This is a genomic window from Jatrophihabitans sp. sgz311053 (assembly GCF_056135305.1).
On record NZ_JBWAXP010000002.1, the window covers coordinates 658,901 to 681,209 of the forward strand.

At 71.2% G+C, this 22,309-nt stretch carries 22 protein-coding genes; 7 read left to right on the plus strand and 15 right to left on the minus strand.

Annotation, left to right across the window (positions count from 1 at the left end; genetic code table 11):
* Positions 1–15: 15 nt before the first annotated feature.
* Positions 16–681 carry a response regulator gene (locus AC0NZQ_RS12010; RefSeq protein ID WP_474530072.1) on the minus strand — a complete coding sequence of 222 codons (666 nt, stop codon included), beginning with the start codon at positions 679–681 and terminating at the stop codon, positions 16–18.
* Positions 674–1,915: a sensor histidine kinase gene (locus AC0NZQ_RS12015; protein WP_474530073.1), complete on the minus strand. Its 1,242-nt coding sequence runs from the start codon at positions 1,913–1,915 to the stop codon at positions 674–676. Before AC0NZQ_RS12015 ends, AC0NZQ_RS12010 begins: the two co-directional genes overlap by 8 nt.
* Positions 1,916–2,094: 179 nt before the next feature.
* Between AC0NZQ_RS12015 and AC0NZQ_RS12020 the strand changes: the two genes are divergently transcribed.
* Positions 2,095–3,117, plus strand: a complete 1,023-nt coding sequence (locus AC0NZQ_RS12020; protein ID WP_474530074.1) for a L,D-transpeptidase — start codon at positions 2,095–2,097, stop codon at positions 3,115–3,117.
* 1 nt (position 3,118) lies between these two features.
* Here AC0NZQ_RS12020 and AC0NZQ_RS12025 read toward each other — a convergent pair whose 3' ends face one another.
* The 7 genes from AC0NZQ_RS12025 to AC0NZQ_RS12055 form a co-directional block, all read right to left on the minus strand.
* Entirely contained in the window at positions 3,119–3,799 is a 681-nt protein-coding gene (locus AC0NZQ_RS12025) for an HAD family hydrolase (protein ID WP_474530076.1), read from the minus strand.
* A 7-nt stretch (positions 3,800–3,806) separates the two neighbouring features.
* Entirely contained in the window at positions 3,807–5,237 is a 1,431-nt protein-coding gene (locus tag AC0NZQ_RS12030) for a class II fumarate hydratase (RefSeq protein WP_474530077.1), read from the minus strand.
* A gap of 17 nt (positions 5,238–5,254) precedes the next feature.
* On the minus strand, positions 5,255–6,715 hold the full coding sequence (locus tag AC0NZQ_RS12035; RefSeq protein ID WP_474530078.1) for an APC family permease: 1,461 nt from the start codon (positions 6,713–6,715) through the stop codon (positions 5,255–5,257).
* 60 nt (positions 6,716–6,775) lie between these two features.
* Positions 6,776–7,816 (minus strand): class II fructose-bisphosphatase, encoded by a 1,041-nt coding sequence (gene glpX, locus AC0NZQ_RS12040; RefSeq protein WP_474530079.1) that lies wholly within the window; start codon positions 7,814–7,816, stop codon positions 6,776–6,778.
* A gap of 129 nt (positions 7,817–7,945) precedes the next feature.
* A complete protein-coding gene (locus AC0NZQ_RS12045) occupies positions 7,946–8,191 on the minus strand; it encodes an exodeoxyribonuclease VII small subunit (protein WP_474530080.1) in 246 nt (81 codons plus the stop codon).
* Positions 8,188–9,402, minus strand: coding sequence for an exodeoxyribonuclease VII large subunit (xseA, locus tag AC0NZQ_RS12050; RefSeq protein ID WP_474530081.1), 1,215 nt, complete (start codon positions 9,400–9,402; stop codon positions 8,188–8,190). Before xseA ends, AC0NZQ_RS12045 begins: the two co-directional genes overlap by 4 nt.
* 16 nt (positions 9,403–9,418) lie before the next feature.
* A complete protein-coding gene (locus AC0NZQ_RS12055) occupies positions 9,419–10,333 on the minus strand; it encodes a hypothetical protein (RefSeq protein ID WP_474530082.1) in 915 nt (304 codons plus the stop codon).
* Between the two features lie 43 nt (positions 10,334–10,376).
* Between AC0NZQ_RS12055 and AC0NZQ_RS12060 the strand changes: the two genes are divergently transcribed.
* Entirely contained in the window at positions 10,377–11,405 is a 1,029-nt protein-coding gene (locus tag AC0NZQ_RS12060) for a 4-hydroxy-3-methylbut-2-enyl diphosphate reductase (protein ID WP_474530083.1), read from the plus strand.
* Between the two features lie 134 nt (positions 11,406–11,539).
* Here the strand turns inward: AC0NZQ_RS12060 and AC0NZQ_RS12065 are convergent, their stop codons facing one another.
* Together AC0NZQ_RS12065 and AC0NZQ_RS12070 are read right to left on the minus strand one after the other, a co-directional pair.
* On the minus strand, positions 11,540–12,241 hold the full coding sequence (locus AC0NZQ_RS12065; RefSeq protein WP_474530084.1) for a DUF6542 domain-containing protein: 702 nt from the start codon (positions 12,239–12,241) through the stop codon (positions 11,540–11,542).
* Positions 12,242–12,534: 293 nt separating this feature from the next.
* On the minus strand, positions 12,535–14,031 hold the full coding sequence (locus AC0NZQ_RS12070; protein WP_474530085.1) for a DNA recombination protein RmuC: 1,497 nt from the start codon (positions 14,029–14,031) through the stop codon (positions 12,535–12,537).
* A gap of 152 nt (positions 14,032–14,183) precedes the next feature.
* Here AC0NZQ_RS12070 and ychF point away from each other — a divergent pair, with 152 nt between their 5' ends.
* From ychF to AC0NZQ_RS12090, 4 genes are all read left to right on the plus strand, one after another.
* Positions 14,184–15,257: a redox-regulated ATPase YchF gene (gene ychF, locus AC0NZQ_RS12075; protein WP_474530086.1), complete on the plus strand. Its 1,074-nt coding sequence runs from the start codon at positions 14,184–14,186 to the stop codon at positions 15,255–15,257.
* Between the two features lie 29 nt (positions 15,258–15,286).
* Entirely contained in the window at positions 15,287–15,568 is a 282-nt protein-coding gene (locus AC0NZQ_RS12080) for a type II toxin-antitoxin system Phd/YefM family antitoxin (RefSeq protein ID WP_474530087.1), read from the plus strand.
* On the plus strand, positions 15,565–15,828 hold the full coding sequence (locus tag AC0NZQ_RS12085) for a type II toxin-antitoxin system RelE family toxin (protein WP_474530088.1): 264 nt from the start codon (positions 15,565–15,567) through the stop codon (positions 15,826–15,828). The genes AC0NZQ_RS12080 and AC0NZQ_RS12085 overlap by 4 nt, the downstream gene beginning before the upstream one ends.
* Positions 15,829–16,006: 178 nt before the next feature.
* Positions 16,007–16,453 carry a DUF6869 domain-containing protein gene (locus tag AC0NZQ_RS12090; RefSeq protein ID WP_474530089.1) on the plus strand — a complete coding sequence of 149 codons (447 nt, stop codon included), beginning with the start codon at positions 16,007–16,009 and terminating at the stop codon, positions 16,451–16,453.
* Between the two features lie 427 nt (positions 16,454–16,880).
* On the opposite strand, the gene AC0NZQ_RS12095 is transcribed toward AC0NZQ_RS12090, so the two are convergent.
* The 3 genes from AC0NZQ_RS12095 to AC0NZQ_RS12105 form a co-directional block, all read right to left on the minus strand.
* The gene (locus AC0NZQ_RS12095; RefSeq protein ID WP_474530090.1) at positions 16,881–17,408 is read right to left on the minus strand and encodes a VOC family protein; all 528 of its coding nucleotides are present in this window, start codon (positions 17,406–17,408) and stop codon (positions 16,881–16,883) included.
* Positions 17,409–17,499: 91 nt separating this feature from the next.
* Positions 17,500–20,547: a putative Ig domain-containing protein gene (locus AC0NZQ_RS12100; protein ID WP_474530091.1), complete on the minus strand. Its 3,048-nt coding sequence runs from the start codon at positions 20,545–20,547 to the stop codon at positions 17,500–17,502.
* A gap of 105 nt (positions 20,548–20,652) precedes the next feature.
* Positions 20,653–21,489, minus strand: a complete 837-nt coding sequence (locus AC0NZQ_RS12105; RefSeq protein ID WP_474530092.1) for an Fpg/Nei family DNA glycosylase — start codon at positions 21,487–21,489, stop codon at positions 20,653–20,655.
* A gap of 38 nt (positions 21,490–21,527) precedes the next feature.
* Here AC0NZQ_RS12105 and AC0NZQ_RS12110 point away from each other — a divergent pair, with 38 nt between their 5' ends.
* Positions 21,528–21,821, plus strand: coding sequence for an STAS domain-containing protein (locus tag AC0NZQ_RS12110; protein WP_474530093.1), 294 nt, complete (start codon positions 21,528–21,530; stop codon positions 21,819–21,821).
* Positions 21,822–21,838: 17 nt separating this feature from the next.
* On the opposite strand, the gene AC0NZQ_RS12115 is transcribed toward AC0NZQ_RS12110, so the two are convergent.
* Entirely contained in the window at positions 21,839–22,285 is a 447-nt protein-coding gene (locus AC0NZQ_RS12115) for an SRPBCC family protein (protein WP_474530094.1), read from the minus strand.
* Between the last annotated feature and the right edge of the window lie 24 nt (positions 22,286–22,309).

Here is a 22,309-nt window from a genome sequence, read left to right on the forward strand (position 1 = left end):
CGGCTCTCGTGACGGTCAGCGCAGGCCGTGGTCGGCGGCGTAGACGACCAGCTGCACCCGATCGCGCAGCCCCAGCTTGCGCAGGATGCTGCCGACGTGGGTCTTGATCGTCGACTCGCTCAGATGCACGGCGCCGCCGATCTCGGCGTTGCTGAGCCCCTTCGCCACGGCGGCGAAGATCTCGCGTTCCTTGCTCGTCAGCGTGGTGAAGGCCTCGGGGACGGGAACCGACGAGCGATAGGAGCCGGCGACGAGCGCGCCGATGTCGTCGGGCGCGATCACGGCGTTGCCGCCGCGCACCGCGCGGATCGCTGCGGTGAGGAAGTCGGGCGTGACGTCCTTGAGCAGGAAGCCGCTCGCGCCGTAGCGGATCGCCGCCGCGGCGTCCTCGTCCAGATCGAAGGTCGTCAGGACGATGACGCGCAGCGGGCGTCGTCGACGCGCCGCCTCCTCGGGTGCGAAGAGTCGCCGGCAGGTCTCGACGCCGTTCATGCCCGGCATCCGCATGTCCAGCAGCACGACATCGGGTTCGCTGCGCCGGACGACCTCGAGCGCGGCCGCGCCGTCGCCGGCCTCGCCGACCACGGCCATGTCGGGCTGCTGCCCGATGGTGGCCGCGAGGCCGGAACGGAAGAGCGCCTGGTCGTCCACGAGGACGACGCGTACCGGATCGTCAGTCACCGGCGGGCACCGGCAGGAAGGCGGTGGCGACGAAGCGGGTGGCGCCACTGCGCTCGCCGGTGATCCCTACGCGCAGCGTGCCGCCGAGAGCTGCCAGCCGGCTGCGGACCCCCTGCAACCCCATCCCGTCGACCGGGACCGTCGCCGCGGCGACGGGGGCGACGGGGTTGTCGACCCGCAGCGTCAGCCCGTCCGCGGTCCACGTCCGGACGACCCCGATGCCCCCATCGGGGGTCCCGTGCTTGAGGCTGTTGGTGAGCAGTTCCTGCAGGACGCGGTAACTCGTGCTCGCCGCGTCGCCGGAGAGTGAGCGGGGCTCGCCGAGGACGGTCTCCTCGACGATGTTGCCGGCCCGCCGCACGCCCGCCACCAGCTCGCCGAGGTCGTCGGCGACGGCGAGCCCGGCTGCCGGGGTGAGGCGGGTGCGGGCGAGGACGTCGCGGATCTCGGCCAGCGAGCTGCGGCCCACCTCGGCGATCTGCGCGAGCGCGGCCCGCACCGGGTCGTCGGCCTCGTCCAGTTGCGCCTGCGCGGCGTCGGCCTGGGCGATGATCACCGCCAGCGAGTGGCCGACGACATCGTGCACATCGCGTGTCAGCGCGGTCTGCGCCAGGCGGGCCTGGGCGAGCTGCCGATCCGTGGCGGCCTGCCGTTCGGCCAGTTCCCGCGCCACCCGGCTGCGCCGGTAGCCCTCGTTCACCCGCAGCAGCAGTCCCGCAGCGAACGGCGCGCCGAGGACGGCCGCCACGACGAGGAAGCCGCCGACCACGCCGGCGCCGAGACCGGTGAAGCTGTCGGCAAGGGCGGCCAGCTCGCGGACATCGGCCGGCCGGGCGCGGGCGATGATCATGGCCACCGCGGCGCCGACGGGGATGGACAGGCCCGCCGCCCACACCGTCGCGCCCGCGCCGTAGCGGCCGGTCCGGAAGCCCACGACGGTGATGGCACAGGCGACGGCGACGACCGGTCCGTCAACCGCTACCTGGCCGAGGGCGGTCAGCCACATCACCCCCAGCGCCAGTGCCGGCTGCCGCCGCGCCACCGCAGCAGCCGCGGCGGCGGCCAGGACCACCGGCACGGCCGCCGTCTCGCCGAGTCCCAGCCAGCCGAGCGTGCCGACGGCGAGGCCGACCACGACGTCCACCAGCACGGCGACGCCGGGGTGGGCCCGGTGGTCGAGCTCTGTCACCGTCACCTCCGGCATCTCGTCGGCATCTCGGCATCGTCTCGTCATCCGGTTGTCGACGGTAGCCAAGCCGGCGCCGACCCCGCCTCGTCCGCAGGTACCGAGGTCGACGACACGAACCTGAGAAAGCGCACATCTCGGCGCGATAACGGCGGCAACCTTTCCCACCCTGCCGACGTCTACCGGTCGTGAAGTCATTGGCGAAGATCGGTTCGGTCACCCTTCTGGTGGCACTGTCCCTGACGGCATGCTCGGCGTCGCAGACGTCCTCACGCCCCGACAGCTCACCGGCGGCCGACAGGTCGGTCACCTCGGCCGGCACCTCGACCGGCACCTCAGCCCCTGGCACCGCCACCCGGACCTCGCCGGCCCCGGTCTCGGCCTCGGCCTCGGCCTCGACGACGGGTTCAACCTCGGCCAGCCCCGCGGCCCACCGCCCCGCCAAGCAGGTGCACGTCTCGCTCTACAACGCCGACGGCGCCACCTACGGCGTGGGGATGCCGGTGATCGCCTACTTCTCCCGCACCATCACCAACGCGCGGGCGCTGCAGCAGGCCACCAAGGTCACCGCGAACGGCAAGCCGCTCGCGGCGGCCTGGTACTTCGAGAACTCCACCGCCCCCGACAACGGACCGATCGAGGGGCACCTGCGGCCCGAGAGCTACTGGCCCGCGCACGCCAAGATCCACGTCGCGCTGCCGGTCGCCGGGCTCTCCGCAGGCAAGCACCTGGCCTACGACGACAGCCTCACCCTCGACTTCAAGACGGGCGCGCGCGTCATCGCCACCGTCAGCGACGCCAAGCACCGGCTCACCCTGGACGTCGACGGCAAGCGCGTCGGCCGCTTCCCGGTCTCGCTCGGCGGCCCCGGCTCGCGCACCATCAACGGCACCAAGGTCGTGATGGAGCAGGCGCAGGACACCCGCATGAAGGGCGCGCACGGCGGAATCGAGTACGACCTGGCCCACGTCTACTGGACCCAGCGCCTCACCTACAGCGGCGAGTACCTGCACGCGGCGCCGTGGAACGACCCCGCCAACGGTGGTGTCATCGGCCGCGGTGACAGCTCCAACGGCTGCACCAACCTCACCACCGCCGACGCGCGCACGCTCTTCAAGGACATGGAGGTCGGTGACGTCGTCCGCTACCCGGACGCGCAGGGACCCAAGATGCGCCTCGGTGACGGTTTCGGCGACTGGAACCTCAGCTGGTCGCAGTGGCTCACCGGCGGCCTGGTCCCCACCAGCTGAGTCAGAGCAGGTCCAGCACCTGCGGCAGCGCTTCGATGCGCTCGCCGTCCCACTCCAGGTGGCGGCCGTAGACGACGCTGCCGAGCTCGCCGGCGACGTCGAGGTGGACGGGACGCATCCCCACCCGACGGGCGCCGGCGAGCTCGTCGCTGCCGCCGTCGCCGACATAGAGGCAGTCGGCGGGGGAGACGCCCAGCGCCTCACAGCAGGCGAGGTAGTTCGCGGGCTCCGGCTTGCGGTGGCCGGTGACGAAGGAGAAGACGGCGGCGTCGACGTAGGGCGCCACCGGCAGGCCGTCGAAGTACCGCGGCAGCTCGGCGCTGCAGTCGCTGATCACGCCGATCCGTGTGCCGAGTACCCGCAGCGCCGAGAGCACCTCGACGGCCTCGGGACGCGGCTCGCCGAAGGACCGCTCCGCCTCGAGCCGGACCGCTGCGGCGCGGTCGAGGTAGGGCGGCGCGACGTCCACGCCGAGCCGGGCGCAGATCCAGCGCAGCGAGCCGACGACGTCCCCGCCCGCCCCGCGGAAGCGTTCGTCCACGGTGGCGGTGAGCTCGGCGTCGAAGCGTGCCGGGTCGACACCGAGCGCCGCCGCCTGCGCCCGCCGTGCGCGGCCCTGCGCCTCGTCGCTGCGACCGGGGGTGAGGGTGCCGTAGAAGTCGAAGACGACCGCGCGCGTCATCGATCGGTCAGTCGCGCGGACCGGTCATGGAGAGCACGTCGAGCACCTCGTCCAGCTTGGCCTCGGTGATCCTGTCCGGGACGTGGCCGCGCTCGATGACGACCTCGCGGATCGTCTTGCGCTCCTTGATCGCCTGCTTGGCGACCTTGGCCGCCTCGTCGTAGCCGATGTAGTGGTTCAGCGGCGTGACGATCATGGGCGTGCCCTCGGCGTTCATGCGGCACTGCTCCTCGTTCGCCTCGATGCCGGCGACGCACCGGTCGGCGAAGACCCGCGAGACGTTGGTGAGCAGCCGGATCGACTCCAGCACGTTGCGGGCCATCATCGGCAGGAAGACGTTCAGCTCGAAGGCGCCCGCGGCCCCACCCCAGGCGACCGCGGCGTCGTTGCCGACGACCTGGGCGACGACCTGCGTCATCGCCTCGGCGAGTACCGGGTTCACCTTGCCCGGCATGATCGAGCTGCCCGGCTGCAGGTCGGGGATGTAGATCTCGCTCAGCCCCACGCGAGGGCCCGACCCCATCCAGCGGATGTCGTTGGCGATCTTGTTCAGGCTGACGGCGATGGTGCGCAGCGCGCCGGAGAGCTCGACGAGACCGTCACGCGCGGCGTTGGCCTCGAAGTGGTTCCGGGCCTCGGTGAGCGGCAGTCCGGTCTCGTCGGCGATGAGCGCGATCACCTCGCCAGCGAAGCCCTTGGGGGCGTTGATGCCGGAGCCGACGGCGGTGCCGCCGAGCGGCAGCTCCGCGACCCGGGGCAGCACGGCGTCGAGGCGCTCGATGCCGTAGCGCACCTGGGCGGCGTACCCGCCGAACTCCTGGCCGAGCGTCACCGGGGTGGCGTCCATGAGGTGGGTCCGGCCGGCCTTGACGACGGCGGCGAACTCGGTCGACTTCGCCTCCAGCGCGGTGGCGAGGTGGTCCAGGGCGGGCTGCAGGTCCTTGATCGTCGCCTTGGTGGCGGCGACGTGGATCGCCGACGGGAACTGGTCGTTGGACGACAGCGGGTCGTTGACGTCGTCGTTGGGGTGCACCGAGGCACCCAGCTTCTCGGCGGCGAGGGTGGCGAGCACCTCGTTGGTGTTCATGTTCGACGAGGTGCCCGAGCCGGTCTGGAAGACGTCGATCGGGAACTCGGCGTCCCAGTCGCCGCGCACGACCTCGGCTGCCGCCTCGGCGATGGCGTCGGCCTTTGCCTGCTCCAGGGTGCCTCGGCGCGCCTTCACCCGCGCGCCCGCACCCTTGATGAGGGCGAGCCCGGCGATGAGCTCCCGCTCGATGGTCTGCCCGGAGATGGGGAAGTTCTCGACGGCCCGCTGGGTCTGCGCGCGCCACTTCGCGTTCTTCGGAACCCGGACGTCGCCCATCGAGTCCTTCTCGATGCGGTACTCGGTGTCGTCGCTCACGGCTGGCCTCTCACACGATCGGATGGAACGCATCCGACCCTAGTGCGGGGCTAGCGGGACGAGTTCAGCCGGGCGTGACGGCGGCCGTAGCCGAAGTAGACGACCATGCCGAGGGCGAACCAGACGGCGAAGCGCAGCCAGGTCTCGAGGGAGAGGTTGAGGCTCAGGTACAGGCAGGCGAGCGCCGACACGATGGGCAGGACGGGCGAGAACGGGACCTTGAAGGGCCGCTCCAGCTCGGGTCGGGTGCGGCGCAGCAGCGGGACGGCGACCGAGACGATCGCGAAGGCCGAGAGCGCGCCGATGCTGACGAGGTCGGCGAGATCGGCCAGCGGCACGGTACCGCCGATGATCATGATGGCGACGGCGCAGCCGATGGTGAAGCGGGCGGGAGTGCCGGTGCGCTCGTCCACCTTGGCGATGGCCTCCGGGAGCAGCCGGTCGCGCCCCATCGCGAAACCGATCCGCCCCAGACCCACGAGTTCGACGAGGATCACCGAGGTCAGACCGCTCACCGCGGCGATGGAGACCAGGGTCCCGGCCCAGCTCGCCCCGACGGCGTCGAAGGCGGAGGCCAGCGGCGACCCCGCGTTCAGCTCGGTGTACTTCTGCATGCCGGTGAGGACGAAGGAGACGCCGACATAGAGGATGGTGGCGATCACCAGCGTGCCGATGAGGCCGCGAGGCATGTCCCGGGCAGGTTTGCGCGTCTCCTCGCTCAGATTGGCGACGGCCTCGAAGCCGGTGTAGGCGAAGAAGACGACGGCGGCGGCGGAGATGACGCCCGCAACGCCGAAGGACGACGGCGCGCCGAAGATCGCCTGGATCACCGGCTGCTTCAGCCCGCCCTCGTCGGCGGCCGGGCCCGCCGGCGGCACGAAGGGGGTGAGGTTCGCGGCCTTGAGGAAGAAGGCACCGGCAATGATGACGAAGAGGCAGATCGCCACCTTCACCAGCACCAGCGCGTTGGTGAGCCAGGCCGACTGCTTGATGCCGGTGACCGCTATGACGGTCAGCAGCGCGACGATGACGATAGCGCCGACGTTGACGCTCGACTGCTCGCCGAAGATCGACGTCGGCAGGTCGAAGAGGTTCTGCAGATACCCCGACCAGCCGCGCGCGACGACCGACGAGCCGAGGATGAACTCGAGCAGCAGGTCCCAGCCGATGATCCATGCCACGACCTCGCCGATGGTGGCGTAGGCGTAGCTGTAGGCGCTGCCCGCGGTGGGGACGGCGCTGGCCAGCTCCGCGTAGCAGAGGGCGGCCATGAGGGCGACGGCCCCCGCGATGACGAAGGAGATGACCACGGCCGGGCCGGCGCTGTTCTTGGCCTCGACCCCGGTGAGGGTGAAGATGCCGGTGCCGATGACGATGCCGACCCCGAAGCCGACGAGGTCCAGCACCCGCAGCCGCTTGCGCAGCCCGCTGCCGTTCTCGGCCTGCTCCAGGACGTCGTCGACGGGTTTGGTGCGCAGCAACCCCGTGCTCGGGGAATCAGACCTTGTCACGGGGCGTGGTCTTCCCCGCCCGCACGACGAACACGCACGGATGTCCGCGCGCGACGACGCTCAGCTTCGGTCGAAGTCCACCGCGGAGTAGGCCCGCAGCTTGTTCAGCTGGTGCAGCGAGTCCACCAGTCGGATCGTCCCGGACTTGGAGCGCATCACGATCGACTCCGTCTGCACCGAGTCGGCGTAATAGCGCACGCCGCGCAGCAATTCGCCGTCGGTGATGCCGGTGCCGCAGAAGAAGATGTCGTCGCCCCGGACGAGGTCCTCGGTCCGCAGCACGCGGTCGAGGTCGTGGCCGGCGTCGATGGCCTTCTGCCGTTCGTCGTCGGTCTGCGGCCACAGCTTGGCCTGGATCGCGCCGCCCATGCAGCGCAGCGCCGCCGCGGCGATGATGCCCTCCGGCGTGCCGCCGATCCCGTAGAGCAGGTCGACGCCGGTGCCGGGTCGGGCCGCGGAGATGGCGCCGGCCACGTCGCCGTCGCTGATGAACTTGATGCGGGCGCCGGCGGCCCGGACCTCGCGCACGAGCTGCTGGTGGCGGGGACGGTCCAGGATGCAGACGGTGACGTCCTCGGGGTGACCGTGCTTAGCCTTGGCCACGCGGGCGATGTTCTCGGCGACCGGCGCGGTGATGTCGATGACGTCCGCGCACTCCGGTCCGGTGGCGATCTTCTCCATGTAGAAGACGGCGGAGGGGTCGAACATGGTCCCGCGCTCGGAGACCGCGATGACGGCGATCGAGTTCGGCATGCCCTTGGCCATGAGCGTGGTGCCGTCGATGGGGTCGACCGCCACGTCGCAGAGCGGACCGGTGCCGTCGCCGACCTCCTCGCCGTTGTAGAGCATCGGCGCCTCGTCCTTCTCGCCCTCGCCGATGACGACGACGCCGTTCATCGAGACGGTGCCGATCAGCGCCCGCATGGCGTCGACGGCCGCGCCGTCACCGCCGTTCTTGTCGCCGCCGCCGACCCAGCGCCCGGCAGCCATCGCCGCCGCCTCGGTGACCCGGACGAGTTCCAGGGCCAGGTTGCGATCGGGGGCGCGAGGGTCGACCTCGAGCTCCGGCGGGACGCTGTGGTGGCTGTCGGCATCGGACATCCGGCGGGCCTTCCTGTCGACGACGAGCAACGACGACAATCTTGGCAGACGTGTGTTTCCGGCGCGCGCGGGTCACAGGAACGGGCAGATGACGGGAACGGGCCGCTGCCGTGACCGGGCGAGCGGAGCTCAGTCCTCGGTCTCGGCCGCCGCCCCCGGCCCGTCGTGGGCCGCGATGGCCTGTTCCAGCCGCTCGCCGGCGTCGTCGAGCCAGCGCTGGCAGACGTCGGCGAGCTGCTCACCGCGTTCCCAGAGCGCGAGGGACTCCTCCAGCGACTGTCCACCGCCTTCGAGCCTGGCTACGATCTCGCGCAGTTCGGCGCGTGCCGCCTCGTAGGAGATGTCGGCCGAGGTCCGATCGGTTGCGTCGCTCATGACGTGCCCGAGGGTAGGGGGTCGCGTCGCTCGGCGGTGAACTCGCCACCGGCGACGGTGACGCGCAGCGGTCCGACGGCGTCCTCGGCCGAGCGGACCACGCCGCCGTCGGTGGTGCGGACGACGGCGTAGCCGCGCTCCAGCGTGGCCTGCGGGGAGAGTGCGCGGACCCGGGCGCGGACGTGCTCCAGGTCGTCGCGGCCGTGCTCGACGAGCGTGGTGAGCCGGCGTCGGGCCCGCTCCCGCAGCAGGTCGGCCTCGCCCGCCTCCCGTTCGAGCCGCTGCCGCAGCGTCTGCCGCAGCCGTTGCGGCAGCCCGGCGATGAGCTCGGCCTCGCGATCCAGCCGGGACTGCGCCGAGGCCCGGACGCGGCGGCGCAGCTGCGCGACCTCCTGCAGCTCCGCGGCGAGGTCGGGGACGATCCGCTTCGCCGCGTCGGTGGGGGTCGAGGCCGCGAGGTCGGCGACGAGGTCCAGCAGAGGAGTGTCGGTCTCGTGGCCGATGGCGCTGACGACCGGCGTGCGGGTCGCGAAGACCGCACGGACCAGCGTCTCGTTGCTGAACGGCAGCAGGTCCTCGACGCTGCCCCCGCCGCGTGCCACCACGATGACCTGGACGTCGGGGTCGTGATCCAGGCGGGCGAGCGCGTCCACGACCTCGGTGACCGCGTTGCTGCCCTGCATGGCGACGTTCTCGATGCGGAAACGAGCGCCCGGCAGCCGTCGCCGGGCGTTCTCGACGACATCGCGCTCGGCGGCGCTGGCGCGGCCGGTGACGAGGCCGATGGTGTGGGGCAGGAAGGGCAGGGGGCGCTTGCGGTCACGGGCGAAGAGGCCCTCCGCAGTGAGCAGCTTGCGCAACGCCGCGAGCCGGGCCAGCAGCTCACCCAGACCCACCTGGCGGATCTCCAGCGCCCGCAGGCTCAGCGTGCCGCGCTCCAGCCAGTAGTCCGGGCGACCGCGGACCACGAGCCGCGACCCTTCGGTCACGGCGTCGGGGAGGACGCCACGCGGGCAGGTGAGCGAGATCGAGATGTTGGCATCGGGGTCGCGCAGGGTGAGGAACTGGGTGGCCATCCCCGGGCGTCGGTTGAGCTGGGCCACCTGGCCGTCGACCCAGATCTCACCGAGCCGGCCGATCCACTCGCCCAGGCGCAGCGCGAGGACGCGCACCGGGACAGGGGAGTCGGCGGAGGTCTCCAGACGGGCCACAGGCTGTGCTCGTCTGTCAGTCGTCGCCGGCGTCGTCGAATTTCGACGGGGCGGTGTGACGGGGCTTGTTGACGGTCTTGGCCGAGGACTCGGGCTGGTCCGGGGGCTCGGGTGTGGCGGCGGGCTCGGGTGTGGCGGCGGGGGCGGGTGTGGCGGCGGGCTCGGGTGTGGTGGCGATCGCGGATGTGGCGGCGATCGCGGGGTCGGCCGGGTCGGCTTTCGTCGCCGGTGTCTGATCGGGGGCAGCCTTCTTGGCGGCAGCCTTCTTCACGGGCGCCTTCTTCACGGGCGCCTTCTTGGCGGGGGCCTTCGTGGCCGGCGCCTTGCGGGCGGCGGTCTTGCGCGGTGACTTGCGGGCCGACTTGCGAGCGCCCCGACCGGCCTGACTGATCGGGACCACGGTCGCATCGCTCTGCGTCGGGGCTGTTGCGGCGTCCGAGGCACCTGAGGCGGTCGCATCGTCGCCTGGGCGGCCGCTGCCGGAGTCAGCCTCGGTCGCGCCACTCGCGGCGGCAGCGGGATCGGAGACCCCGAGCAGCTCTTCGAACATGCGCCCCACCGAACGGCCGACATCGAAGCCGCCCTCGCCGGACGGGTGGCGACGTTCCGAGGCGCTCAGCTCGTCGTCCTGCTGCTCCATCGCCTGGATCAAGCTGTCGAGCTGGCCGACGGCCGAGCTCGACAGGTCGGCGACCGGGTCGTCGAAGGTGGCCCACGCCGGCGGTTCCTCGCTCGGTTGTTGCCGGTTCAACACGGCGTCGCCCTTGGCCGCAAGCAGTGCGTAGCGCTGCTGGGCGCGCAACGACAGCTGCAGCGCGGTGCTCACCGCCAGCATCGGCAGCTCCACAGCGCGGTCGGGCAGGTTCTTGACCTCGTCGGCGGCAGAGGCGACGAGACCGACGGCGGCGCGGAGCGGGCCAGGCAGGTGCATGACTCCACAGTGCCGCATCACGTCCGTCCGTACCATGCGAGGTATGAGCAGTACCGCCACGAGCGCCGCCGACAGCAATGCCGTCATCCCCGTCGCGGCCACCGCGCGACGGGTGTTGCTGGCCAAGCCACGCGGGTACTGCGCCGGGGTGGACCGGGCGGTACAGACCGTGGAGCACGCCCTGGACCATTACGGCGCGCCGGTGTACGTGCGGAAGCAGATCGTCCACAATCTGCACGTCGTGCAGGCGCTGGAGGATCGCGGCGCCGTCTTCGTCGACGAGAACGACGAGGTCCCGGAGGGCGCGATCGTCGTCTTCTCGGCGCACGGTGTCGCGCCCGAGGTCCACGCCTCCGCGGCGCGGCGGCAGCTGACCACCATCGACGCCACCTGCCCGCTGGTCACGAAGGTCCATCAGGAGGCCAAGCGCTTCGCCAGCGACGACTACGACATCTTGCTCATCGGTCACGAGGGGCACGAGGAGGTCGTCGGCACCAGCGGCGAGGCGCCCGAGCACATTCAGCTCGTGGACGGGCCTGCCGCGGTCGACGCCGTGACGGTGCGCGATCCGGCGAAGGTGGTCTGGCTCTCCCAGACCACGCTGTCGGTGGACGAGACGATGCAGACCGTGGCCGCGCTGCGCGAGAAGTTCCCGCTGCTGCAGTCACCCCCGTCGGACGACATCTGCTACGCCACCCAGAACCGGCAGGCCGCGGTGAAGGCCATCGCCCCGGAGGCGGACCTCTTCCTCATCGTCGGTTCGGCGAACTCGTCGAACTCGGTGCGGATGGTGGAGGTCGCGCTCGCGGCCGGCGCCGGGGCGGCGTACCTGGTCGAGAACGCCCGCGCGATCGATCCGGCGTGGCTCGACGGGGTCGCCACGGTCGGGCTCTCCTCAGGGGCGTCGGTGCCGGAGATCCTCGTCGAGCACGTGCTGGCGGCACTGGCCGAGCGGGGTTACGGCGAGGTGCGCGAGGTGAGCCACACCGAAGAGCGGCTGGCCTTCGCGCTGCCGCAGGAACTGCGGCGGGAGATGCGCGCCCGCGCTGCCGCCCGGCAGTCCGCGGACTGACGCGGGAACGTCGCTCGCGGGTTGAGGCCTCGCGGGTTGAGGCCTCGCCGGTGGCGGCGAAGTGACCCGCGGGCTCAGGGCTACCGGCGGGCTCAGGGCTACCGGCGGGCTCAGGGCTACCGGCGGGCTCAGGGCTACCGGCGGGCGATGAGCCGGATGCCGGCGATGATGAGGACTGCGGCGGTGGCTGCGGCGATGGCCGGGAAACCGTAGACGAGGTAGTTGGCGGCGGCGTCGAGTTTGGCCTTCGTGGCGTTGCCGCTGCTCGCCTTGAGGTAGTACTGGAAGCCGGCACCCAGGGTGTAGACGATCGGCGGCGCGATCACGATCGGGAACATGTGACTGCGCTTGACGATGAGGATGCCGACGATCGACGCGACCACGATGCCGATGTTGAAGCCGCCCTGGACCTCGATGGCGCCGACGGTGTCGATGAGCCCGCCGATGACGGCGATGACGACGACCACGATCAGCGCGACGATCGCGCGCAGACCCCGCTCCGGCGGCCGGGCCAGCGCCGCGCGGTGACGGTCCAGGTCGCGCAGCGACTTCTCGACCCGTTTCTCGTTCGCCCGGTTCGAGCGCTGCTGGTCCCGAGGGGCGGGGCCGCCAACCGACCAGCCGTCGTCGCCGTCAGCTCGGCTGCTGGGCATGCGACCGTTCGATCGCGCGTCGCGTGACGCAGAGCGGCCGCCCCTGCCGGAGGTGCCGGCCGAGGCTGGCGAGCCGCCTCCCGCCGGCGTCCGGGTGGAGCCGCCGCGCACCGTGGTGGCAGCCCCCCAGCCGTCGTCGGCTGCCGACGACCAGTCGCCACCGGAGCGGGACGTACCGGGCACGCGAGCACTCCTGGGCCTAGGGGTCGGGGTCGGGTCTTCAGATAAACCTTCGGTAACGGTACCGGGGGAAGCTGAGACGGCCCCGCGCCACGCGCATAGGGCGCTCAGGACGGCCGATTCCACCCGCTGCTGGACACCCGCTGCCGGACACCGCTGCCGGACACCGCTGCCGGACACCGCTGCCGGACACCGCTGCCGGACACCGCTGCCGGACACCGCTGCCGGACACCGCTGCCGGACACCGCTGCCGGACACCGCGCGGCGCCGACGGCCCGTCCCCGCGGGCGATGGCGTCAGGAACTGGCCCGACGGGCCTCCGGACCGACCGGCAGCTCGTCCTGGCCGGCGGGGACCCGGGGCTGCTTCGGCAAGGCGACGAGTCGCTGGTCGGCGACCTCGGCGGCCTGCACCGCCCGGGTCGTCTCGGTCACCTGCCGGGGCGCGGCGAGCTGCTCGCTGACGTCCACGACCTTGAGGTCGGTCATCCTGCGGGCGGTGACGAAGACGCGACTCTCCAGGGACGAGACGGTCTTGTTGTAGGCCCCGACCGCGCTCGTCAGCGCGCTGCCGAGCTTGTCGATGTGTCCGCCCATCGTGGAGAGCCGGGTGTAGAGCTCCCGGCCCAGCTGGTGAACCTCCGCAGCGTTCGCGGCCAGCGCCTCCTGCCGCCAGGTGTAGGCGACCGTGCGCAGCAGCGCGACCAGGGTGGAGGGCGTGGCCAGCACGACGTTCTGCTCGAAGGCGCGCTCCTGCAGCGTCGGGTCCTGCTGCAGCGCGGCGTCGAGGAAGGCGTCCGCGGGCACGAAGCAGACGACGAACTCCGGCGAGGGGGAGAAGTGCTCCCAGTAGGACTTGGCGCCGAGCTGGTCGATGTGGGTGCGCAGGTGCCGCGCGTGGGCCTTCAGCCGCAGGTCGCGGATGGCCTCGTCCTTGGCCTCCATCGCCTCCAGGTAGCCGGCGAAGGCGACCTTCGAGTCCACGACGACGTTCTTGCCGCCGGCGAGTCGGACCACGAGGTCGGGGCGCAGCTGGCCGTCGGCGGAGGAGACCGTCTGCTGCGTGACGAAGTCGACGTGCTCGGTCATGCCGGCGGCCTCCACCGCGCGCTGCAGCTGCATCTCACCCCAGCGGCCGCGAACCTGCGGGGCCCGCAGCGCCGTGACGAGCTGGGCGGTCTCGGTGCGCAGCTGCTCGGAGGTGGCGCGCATGGTGCCCACCTGCTCCAGCAGCTTCTCGTAACTGCCGACCCGGTCGCGCTCCACGGCGTGCAGCTGCTGCTGGACGCGATCCAAGGACTCGCGCAGCGGCGACACCAGGGTCTCGATCGCCTGCTGCCGCTGCGCCAGCTCGCCGGCCGCAGTCACCTTCGCGGCACCGAGGCGAGCCTCGGCGAGCTGGGCGAAGGCCTCGTTGTTGCGCTGCAACGCCTGCCCGGCCAGGGAGTCGAAGGCGTCGCGGAGCCGGCTCTCGACCACGGCGTCCTCTTCCAGGCGGCGACGGTGCGCGGCGCGCTCGGTGTCGAGGGTGGCCTGCAGCCGGGCCACCTCGTGGCGGGCGTCGTTGGCCACGTCGTCGGCCCGTGCCACCGCCTCGCGTCCCGCGGCCTCGGCGGCAGCGACCGCGGCGCGTCCGGCAGCCTCGGCGGCCGCGACGGCGTCACGGCCGACCAGCTCGGCCTGCACCACCGCGGCCCGGCCGGCGGACTCGGCCCGCAGGCGTCCGACCAGCAGGCCGACACCGAACATCAGCACGGCCGACACCACGGCGAGGAGGAGGGCAGCAACGTTCATGTGTTCGATGCTCACACCGGGGTCCGACAGTTTCGTGATCCGACGCGCCCGTCCGGCCGGTTTGCACCCGGTAGCGCTGCTATCGCCCCCGCGCCGCCGCCGGTAGCGACGCTGCGAGGTGCAATCGGGCGTCGCCCGTAGACTCGCGCCACGTGAGTCTCACCATCGGCATCGTCGGCCTGCCCAACGTCGGCAAGTCCACCCTCTTCAACGCGCTGACCAAGAACGACGTCCTCGCCGCGAACTACCCGTTCGCGACCATCGAGCCCAACGTGGGGGTCGTCGGCGTCTCCGACGCCCGGCTGGACGCGCTGGCGCAGGTCTTCGGCTCGGCGAAGACGATCCCGGCGACGGTGAGCTTCGTCGACATCGCCGGCATCGTTCGCGGTGCCAGCACCGGGGAGGGCCTGGGCAACAAGTTCCTGGCCAACATCCGCGAGGCCGACGCGATCTGCCAGGTCATCCGGGCCTTCAGCGACCCGGACGTCGTCCACGTGGACGGCAAGGTCGACCCCGCCTCGGACATCGAGACCATCAACACCGAGCTGATCCTCGCCGACCTGCAGACCCTCGAGAACGCCCTGCCCCGCCTGGAGAAGGAGGCGCGGCTGCACAAGGACCGGGCAGCCGTCGTCACGGCGGCCAAGGAGGCCATCGAGATCCTGCAGACCGGTAAGACCCTCTACGGCGCCGGTGTCGACCGGGAACCGCTGCGCGAGCTGACGCTGATGACGACCAAGCCGTTCCTCTACGTCTTCAACCTCGATCCCGACGAGCTGGACAACGCCGCCTTCACCGACGAGCTGCGTGCCCTCGTCGCCCCGGCCGAGGCGATCTTCCTCGACGCCAAGACCGAGTCCGAACTGGTGGAGCTCGACGCCGCCGAGGCGCTGGAGCTGCTGCAGTCGATGGGGCAGAGCGAGTCGGGGATCGACCAGCTGGCCCGGGTCGGCTTCGCCACGCTCGGCCTGCAGACCTTCCTTACCGCCGGCCCCAAGGAGTCCCGCGCCTGGACCATCAAGCGCGGCGCCACCGCGCCGCAGGCCGCCGGCGTCATCCACACCGACTTCGAGCGGGGTTTCATCAAGGCCGAGATCGTCTCCTTCGACGACCTCGTCGACGCCGGTTCGATGGCCGAGGCCAAGGCCCGTGGCAAGGTCCGGATCGAGGGCAAGGACTACGTCATGGCCGACGGGGACGTCGTGGAGTTCCGCTTCAACGTGTGACCGGGCCGCACGGCGCTAGAATTCTGTACATGACGACGGTGCCGCTGGCTGAGGCTCGCGCCCAGCTCTCCAAGCTGGTCGACGAGGCAATGCGCACCCACGAGCGGGTCGAGGTCACCAAGAACGGCCGTCGTGCGGCCGTGATCATGAGTGCCGACGACTACGACTCGTTGATCGAGACCCTCGACATCCTGGGCGACGCGGCGACCATGGCCGACATCCGGGCGGCGAATTCACTGACCGACGATGAGTGGATCGCCGGGACCATCGTCGCTGCCGGGCTCCGCTCAAGCGGCCGCCTGCCTTCGTGACCTACGCGATCTTCCTGTCGCCACGAGCGCGGCGCGCCTTGGAGGTCGATCTACCAGAGGCAGTGGCTGCCGCGTGCGCCGAGTTCATCTTCGGTGTGCTGGCCGAGAAACCGCATCGGGTAGGCAAGCCGCTGCGAGACGAACTGGCGGGGTCGTACGCTGCGCGTCGGGGGCAGTTCCGGGTCATCTACACGATTCACGAAGACAGGGTCGCTGTCCGGGTCATCAGCGTTCGGCACCGGCGTGACGCCTACTCTTAGCGGTACGTAGTCGCGTTCCCCTGCAACGTCTGACCACGGGTCGAGGTAACCCAGAATGGTCGACGGGAAGCAGCGATCATGAGGGCGGACGCCTTCGACTCCCCGATTGAGACTCTCGACATCCTCCGAGTTGGCTGCCCGGCGAGCTCGGGTGTCGGCTGTCCCTAGGCTTCGTGCCGTGCACGGTTCCGAGGCGAGCTTCCGGGCGGACGGGTCCTGCCGCCTGGTCGACGAGCTCACCGAGACCGAGACGACGTGGCCGTCGGTCTCGGAGTGGGCGAGGCAGTGGCTCGCCGAGTGGCGCGCGAAGCAGTACGGCACGGCCTGCGCATTCATCGCGACCGCGGTCGACGACGCCGTTGTCGGCGTTGTCGACGCGGTGATCATTCTCGCCGCGACCGCGGCCGATGAGCAGGAGCTGGCGTGGGTGGGTGCCGGACCGCTGGAGTACCTGGTGTCGCACTCCGGCAACGGCATGCGGGTGCTCGCTGAGGTGGACCGCGCGGCGCGCCAGAACGTGGCGTTCCGCGCCGCCCTGCGCAATGTCTGGCTGGGAAACGACGTCCCTGCTCCGGTCCGCGACCGGTTGTGCGTGCTCGGTGCGCAGGTCGTCCGAGGCGCCTGACCCCGGACCTGCTGCCGGCAGAGGTGCGCCGAGGTGCTCGAGTTCAGTCTGCGGAGAATGTCGGTGAGAGCGGCGTGCAGAGCTAGAGCACGGCGCAGTGGCTGGTTCTGCGAGCGCGCTCAATGACGCATGTGCGTTAGCGCGAACAGTCAGAAGGTTTTGGTGCAGAAGATGTCGGAACGGGTGACGACGTTGCCGGGGGTAGTTGATGCGATTGATTCAGGCCTTGTCGTGTGGTGGGCCGCCCTCGATCTTGTTCCAGACGCGGGTGCTGTCGACTGCTCCGAATCTGCGCTCCATGAATTGTCCCTCCCCAACGACGCCGTGGGCTTGCGCGTCAGTTCGAGTAGCTAAATCCCGATTGTGGCCGAAGCCAATGGGCAGCTCGGCCGTGTCAGGTCTGGGCCGGTTCGCGTCGGAATCCGTCTCACACTGTGGAAGGCGGCGATTGGATGAGTTCCAACGTCGCACCATCCTGATCATGCAGATACGCGAACCGAGTTCCAGTCCGAGGACCGGTCGACATCGTGCTCACCGCTCCCGCGAGACGCCAACCGTGCTCACCGCAGCGCGCGACCGCGCGGTCGAGATCGGTCACGTCGAGCGCGAGGTGCCAGGAACCGAGATCATTGGGCCGGGGTCGCACGTGGTCTCGCTGAGCTGGTTCCAGGTATTCGAGCAGTTCAATTCGATGGTTGCCCAACAGGAGTACGGCCACGCTGATCCGGGCACCCGCAACGCCCGTCACGTCGGCCGCGAAAGCGCCGTCCAGTGCAAACCGGCGATCGACCACGGCGCCGAGGGCCTCAACCCAGAACGCCACAGAAGCATCGAGGGAGCGGACGGTGATTCCCGTGTGGGCAACCCCGAGGACGAGCGGCATGGCTGCAAGTGTCGCAACAACGAGACGCCACCCGAGAAGCCGACCGCGCAGAAGCAGAACAGGGCCACACATCGCGGGTCCGACGAGCTGAGCGAGATCCGTCCGGCCGGAAACGACGAGGCGCCGCGCACCCGAGGGTGTGCGGCGCCTGTCGCGGTGGGGCTTACTTGGTGATGCTGATGACCACCCGGCGGTTGGCCGCGCGGTCGGAGGACTTGCCACCGATGACGACCGGCCGGGAGCTGCCGTAGGCCTTGATGCTCTTGCTGATCGTCACGCCGTGCTTGGCGAGGTAGCTGCAGACCGCGATCGCCCGCTGCTTGGACAGCGTCAGCTCCTGCTTCTTGTTCACCCCGTAGTCGGCGTAGCCCTCGCAGGTGAGGGCCTTGGCGTCACCGAGGGCCTTGACCAGCGAGCGGAGCGCGGCGCGGGCCTTCGGGGTGAGCGTGGCGGAGTCGAACTTGAACATCTTCGCCCCGCCGAGCACGACCGCCTGTCCCTTGCCGAGGTGACGGCCGCGGACCTTGTCGATCGAGATCGCCGCGGCACCGGCGGCGTTGGTGCTGGCCGCCTTGGTGCTGCGGACCTTGCCGGTGTACGAGCGCGGGTTCGACGGCACCGAGACCAGCTTGGCGCGCTTGCCCTTGGTGATCGGGTCCGAGAACCAGCCCGGCGTGGCCGTCACGGTGCGGACCTTGCCGGCGCCGGCCTTGTTCAGCGCCTGGATGGAGACGGTGTACTTCTTGCCGTTGGTCAGGCCGGTGATGACGGCGTGGCCCTTGACCACCTTGAGGGCGTGCCAGGTGCGACCGCCGTCGAGGGAGTAGCGGTACCCGGTGACGGGGCTGCCGCCGTCGTTCGCCGGGGCCGGCACGGTGAGGTGCAGCGAGCGGTCGGCGCGCTTGGCCTTGGCCGCGGACGAGCCCGGCACGGTGTAGGCCTCGTTGACCTTGATCGTGTACGACTGCTCGTCCGAGCCGCGGCCGTTGGTCGCGGTGACGACGAAGGAGTACGTGCCGGCCTTGGTGGGCTTGCCGGTGATCAGGCCGGTGTCGGCGTCCAGGGACAGACCGGCCGGCAGCGCACCGCCGGAGACGGTGTAGACGACGGGCTTGGTGCCCGCCGCGGCCACCGACTGCGAGTACGCGGCGCCGGTGACGCCGGTCGGCAGCGCGCCTGCCGGCAGGACCGGGACGGTGCGCAGGGCGCCGACCTTGACCGTGTACGACTTGGTGACGCTGCCCTTACCGTTGGCGGCGCGCACCTCGAAGGTGTACTCGCCCGCGGTGGTCGGGGTCCCCGAGACGGCGCCGGTGGCGGCGTCCAGGGTGAGGCCGGCCGGCAGGGCGCCGGAGGTCACCGAGTACGTGACCGGTGCGGTGCCCGCGGTGGCCGCGAACGACGTGGTGTAGGCCTCGCCGACCCAGCCGCCGTCCGGCAGCGCGGTCGGCAGCACGGGGACGACGCGGGCTGCGCCGAGCGTGATGGTGTACGACTGCGTGTCGTTGCCCTTGCCGTTGTCGGCCTTGATCACGAAGGTGAAGGTGCCGTCGACGGTCGGGGTGCCGGAGATCGCACCGGTGGCCGGGTCCAGGACCAGGCCGGCCGGCAGGGCGCCGGAGTCGACCGAGTACGTGATCGGGGCGGTGCCGGTGGTGGCGGCGACCGAGGCGCTGTAGGACTCGTCGTTGTACCCGTCCGGCAGCGTGGCCGGGTCCAGGTTCGGGACGACCCGGACGGCGCCGACGTTGTAGACGTAGTCGTGCGTGGTGCTGCCCTTGGCGTTGCTGGCCTTGATCTTGACGCTGTAGGCGCCCTCGGTGGTGGGCGTGCCGGTGACGGCGCCCGTCGAGGTGTTCAGCGTGAGGCCCGGCGGCAGCAGTCCCGCGTCGACGGAGTACGTCACCGGAGCGGTGCCCGCGGTGGCGGCGACCGAACCGGAGTAGGCCTCCTCCAGGAAGAGCTTGGCGGTGGCAGCGTCTGGCAGCGTCGGGGCAACCCGTGCCGGTGCCAGCGAGATCGTGTAGGTCCGGGTGTCGGAGCCCTTGGCGTTGGTGGCCTTGATCGTGAAGGTCGAGTCACCGCTGCCCGTCGGGGTACCGGTGATGGCGCCGGTGCCGGAGTCCAGGGTCAGGCCGTCCGGCAGCGTGCCGCTGTCCACGGTGTAGGTGATGGGCGTGCCGCCCTCGACCGCGCCCACGGAGCCGGAGTAACTCTCGTCGGCGTAACCGCTCGGCAGCGAGGCGCCCGGCAGGGTGGGCGGCGCTGCGGCGTCGATGGCGCCGGCGTCGGCCGCGCTCAGCACGTACGCGAGGCGGAAGGTGCGCGAGGCACCGGCCGAGAGCGAGGTGGTCCGGACGCCGAGGCCGATCCAGGAGTCGGAGGTGTCGGTGCTGTCCTTGGCGACGGCGCCGCAGGGGCTGGCGCTCCAGAGCAGCGACAGGTCGCTGTTGCAGCCGAAGGCCCGCGCGGCGATGCTGTCGGCGGCCGAGGACCGCAGGTCGATGTAGGAGCCGTCGGCCGCGGTGGCCGAGACGGCAGCCTTGCCGACGCCGCCGGACTGCTGGCTGACCACGGTGTTCGTGGTCGCGTAGCTTCCGTAGCAGCTCTGTCCGGTGTTGGTGACGCAGTTGTCGGGGTCGACCGAGCGGACGTAGTAGATGTCGTTGATCGCCGCGGCCGTCGTGTTCGTCAGCGTGACGGTGACCATGAGGTACTGGCCGTTCGGCTCGATCGCCGCGACCTGGGTGAGGTCGAGGCCGTTGACCGGCGCGCTCGTCTTCCAGGTGAAGGACTGGCCCGTGGAGTCGTTCGTGGTGCCGGTGTAGCTGCCCGCCAGGCCGTCGCTGCGGTTGGAGTTCAGGTGGAAGTTGGTGGTCCCGCTGCCGACCTGCAGGGCAAAGCCCTCGTAGGGGTTGCCGGGGGTGAAGAAGTCACCGTCGTCGACGCCGGTGCCCCAGCCGTCGCGACCGCGGTCGGAGCGGAAGCCGAGCGTCTGACCGTTGTTGGTCCGGGGGTGGTACCCGGTCGGGGCGCTGCCGTTCGAGCCGAAGGACCCGTTCGGACGGGCGCCGACCTCCACGACACCGTTGGTCATGAAGGCGTCGCCGCTGACGAGGCGGGCGTCGGTGAAGAGAGCGGCTGACGCGGTCTGCGCCGCGCTCACCAGGCCCAGCGCGGTCGCCGCGAGGGCGGTGGTCGAGACGAGCACGCGCGTCAGGCGACGGCTCGTCCCGGATCGAGGTGGATATTTCACGAGGCTCCGTCCAGCGGGGGTGAGGGATCGTCTCTCCCCATCGACCGAGAGCTGAGACCGTCACAGGGACGAACGTCCCGTATTCCCCGCCGACGGAGGGGGAAGCGGGAAGGGGCCGGGCTGGCAGCTCGGGCACCACCAGGTACGCCGCTCCTCGCTCGTCTCCGCCCGCACCCGGACGGTGGTCCCGCAGCGCAGGCAGGGCCGGTGCGCGCGACCGGCCACCCAGTGCTGCTCGCCGCGCCGGGTGTTGCCGGTCGTCACCTGGTAGGCGCCGTCGACGGTGGCCGAGATCCGCAGGGCCCGCGCGGCCAGCGCGATCAGGCGGTCCAGGTCGACCTCGCCCACGGGCGTCCACGGGCTGTGGCCGCGCAGGAAGCAGAGCTCGTTGGCCCAGAGGTTGCCGAGACCGGCGAGATTGCGCTGGTCCAGCAGCGCCGCCGCGACGGGACGGTCGGGTTCCCGGGCGAGCCGGCGCCTCGCCTCTTCCGGGTCCCAGTCCTCGCGCAGCGGGTCCGGACCCAGGTGGCCGATCACCGACGCCTCGTCGCGGGTGGGCAGGTAGTCCACCACCGGCAGCTGCAGGCCGTGGACGCTGGGCCCGTCCCGGAGTAGCAGCCGGACCCGGATGTCGGGTTCCAGGCGACGGGGCAGGCGGCGGCCGGGGCGGACCACCGTCCACGAACCGTCCATGCGCAGGTGGGTGTGCAGGGTGCCACCGCCGCTGAAGCGCATCAGCAGGTGCTTGCCGTGGGTGTCGACCGCGGTCACCGTCTGGCCGCTCAGATCGACCTCCGCGTGGCGCGGGACCCGCAGCTCGCTGCGGTCCACGACCTGCTCGGTGAGCACGGGAGCAAGCCTGCGCGCGAGGCGGTAGACGGAGTCACCTTCGGGCACGGCTCGGACATACCCGCGCTGCTGTCTAGGCTCGACACGTGGGTGATGGACGGGACGCCGAGGTCCGTATCGCATTGCAGGGCGAGCTCGACATGGCCCGGGCGGCCGAGATCGTCTCCGCGGCGGCCGAAGCGCTCGCCACACCGGGCATCCAGCGGCTGGTCGTCGACATGTCGGCCGTACCATTCGTCGACTCCACCGCGCTCGGTGCCTTCATCGCCGTGCACAGCCAGGCGACCGAGGCCGGCGTGCGGCTGGCGCTCGTCGAGGCCAACCACCGGGTGCGGCGGCTGCTGGAGGTCACCCGGCTGGGCTCCCTCTTCGCGGGTTGAGCAGCCCCGCTCCCGCCTCAGTCCTGCGGTTCGGTGGGCCGCTCCACGAGGACCTTCAGCCGGGCCAGCGCCTCGGTGTTGCGCCGGGCCAGCAATGCCTCGGTGGCGGGGTTGTGCAGCCACTTGCCCGGTCCCGCGCTCGGGGTCTCCCGCAGCGTGACAGTGGTGCCGTCCTCGGTGGGGGAGAGCTCGATGACGATCCTCGCCTCGCCGAAGGGACGGCCGCGGGCGGTGAGCTGCAGGCACTCGTTCACCCGCACCTCCTCCACCACCGTCTCGTCGCGCCGGACCGCGGGCCAGGCCCCGGCGGCGTGGTGCAGCCTGCTGCCGGCCGCGGGCCAGGACGCCTCGACGGCGCGCATGTGGGACGTCCCGACGACCCAGTTGCTGTACGTCCAGCCGTCGGCCAGGACGGCGAAGACCTCGGTGGGGGCGCGGGCGATGTGCACGGTGTTGACGGACATGTCCTCGTGCTCCCCGACCTGCAT

What these genes read in the sequence shown, in the direction of transcription:
- AC0NZQ_RS12070 (WP_474530085.1), bottom strand. Translation starts at nt 14,031, where the DNA reads ATGAACGTTGCTGCCCTCCTCCTCGCCGTGGTGTCGGCCGTGCTGATG.
- AC0NZQ_RS12030 (WP_474530077.1), bottom strand. Translation starts at nt 5,237, where the DNA reads ATGCGTTCCATCCGATCGTGTGAGAGGCCAGCCGTGAGCGACGACACC.
- AC0NZQ_RS12080 (WP_474530087.1), top strand. Translation starts at nt 15,287, where the DNA reads ATGACGACGGTGCCGCTGGCTGAGGCTCGCGCCCAGCTCTCCAAGCTG.
- AC0NZQ_RS12115 (WP_474530094.1), bottom strand. Translation starts at nt 22,285, where the DNA reads ATGTCCGTCAACACCGTGCACATCGCCCGCGCCCCCACCGAGGTCTTC.
- AC0NZQ_RS12015 (WP_474530073.1), bottom strand. Translation starts at nt 1,915, where the DNA reads ATGACGAGACGATGCCGAGATGCCGACGAGATGCCGGAGGTGACGGTG.
- glpX (WP_474530079.1), bottom strand. Translation starts at nt 7,816, where the DNA reads ATGTCCGATGCCGACAGCCACCACAGCGTCCCGCCGGAGCTCGAGGTC.
- AC0NZQ_RS12055 (WP_474530082.1), bottom strand. Translation starts at nt 10,333, where the DNA reads ATGCACCTGCCTGGCCCGCTCCGCGCCGCCGTCGGTCTCGTCGCCTCT.
- AC0NZQ_RS12060 (WP_474530083.1), top strand. Translation starts at nt 10,377, where the DNA reads ATGAGCAGTACCGCCACGAGCGCCGCCGACAGCAATGCCGTCATCCCC.
- AC0NZQ_RS12045 (WP_474530080.1), bottom strand. Translation starts at nt 8,191, where the DNA reads ATGAGCGACGCAACCGATCGGACCTCGGCCGACATCTCCTACGAGGCG.
- AC0NZQ_RS12095 (WP_474530090.1), bottom strand. Translation starts at nt 17,408, where the DNA reads ATGTGTGGCCCTGTTCTGCTTCTGCGCGGTCGGCTTCTCGGGTGGCGT.
- AC0NZQ_RS12025 (WP_474530076.1), bottom strand. Translation starts at nt 3,799, where the DNA reads ATGACGCGCGCGGTCGTCTTCGACTTCTACGGCACCCTCACCCCCGGT.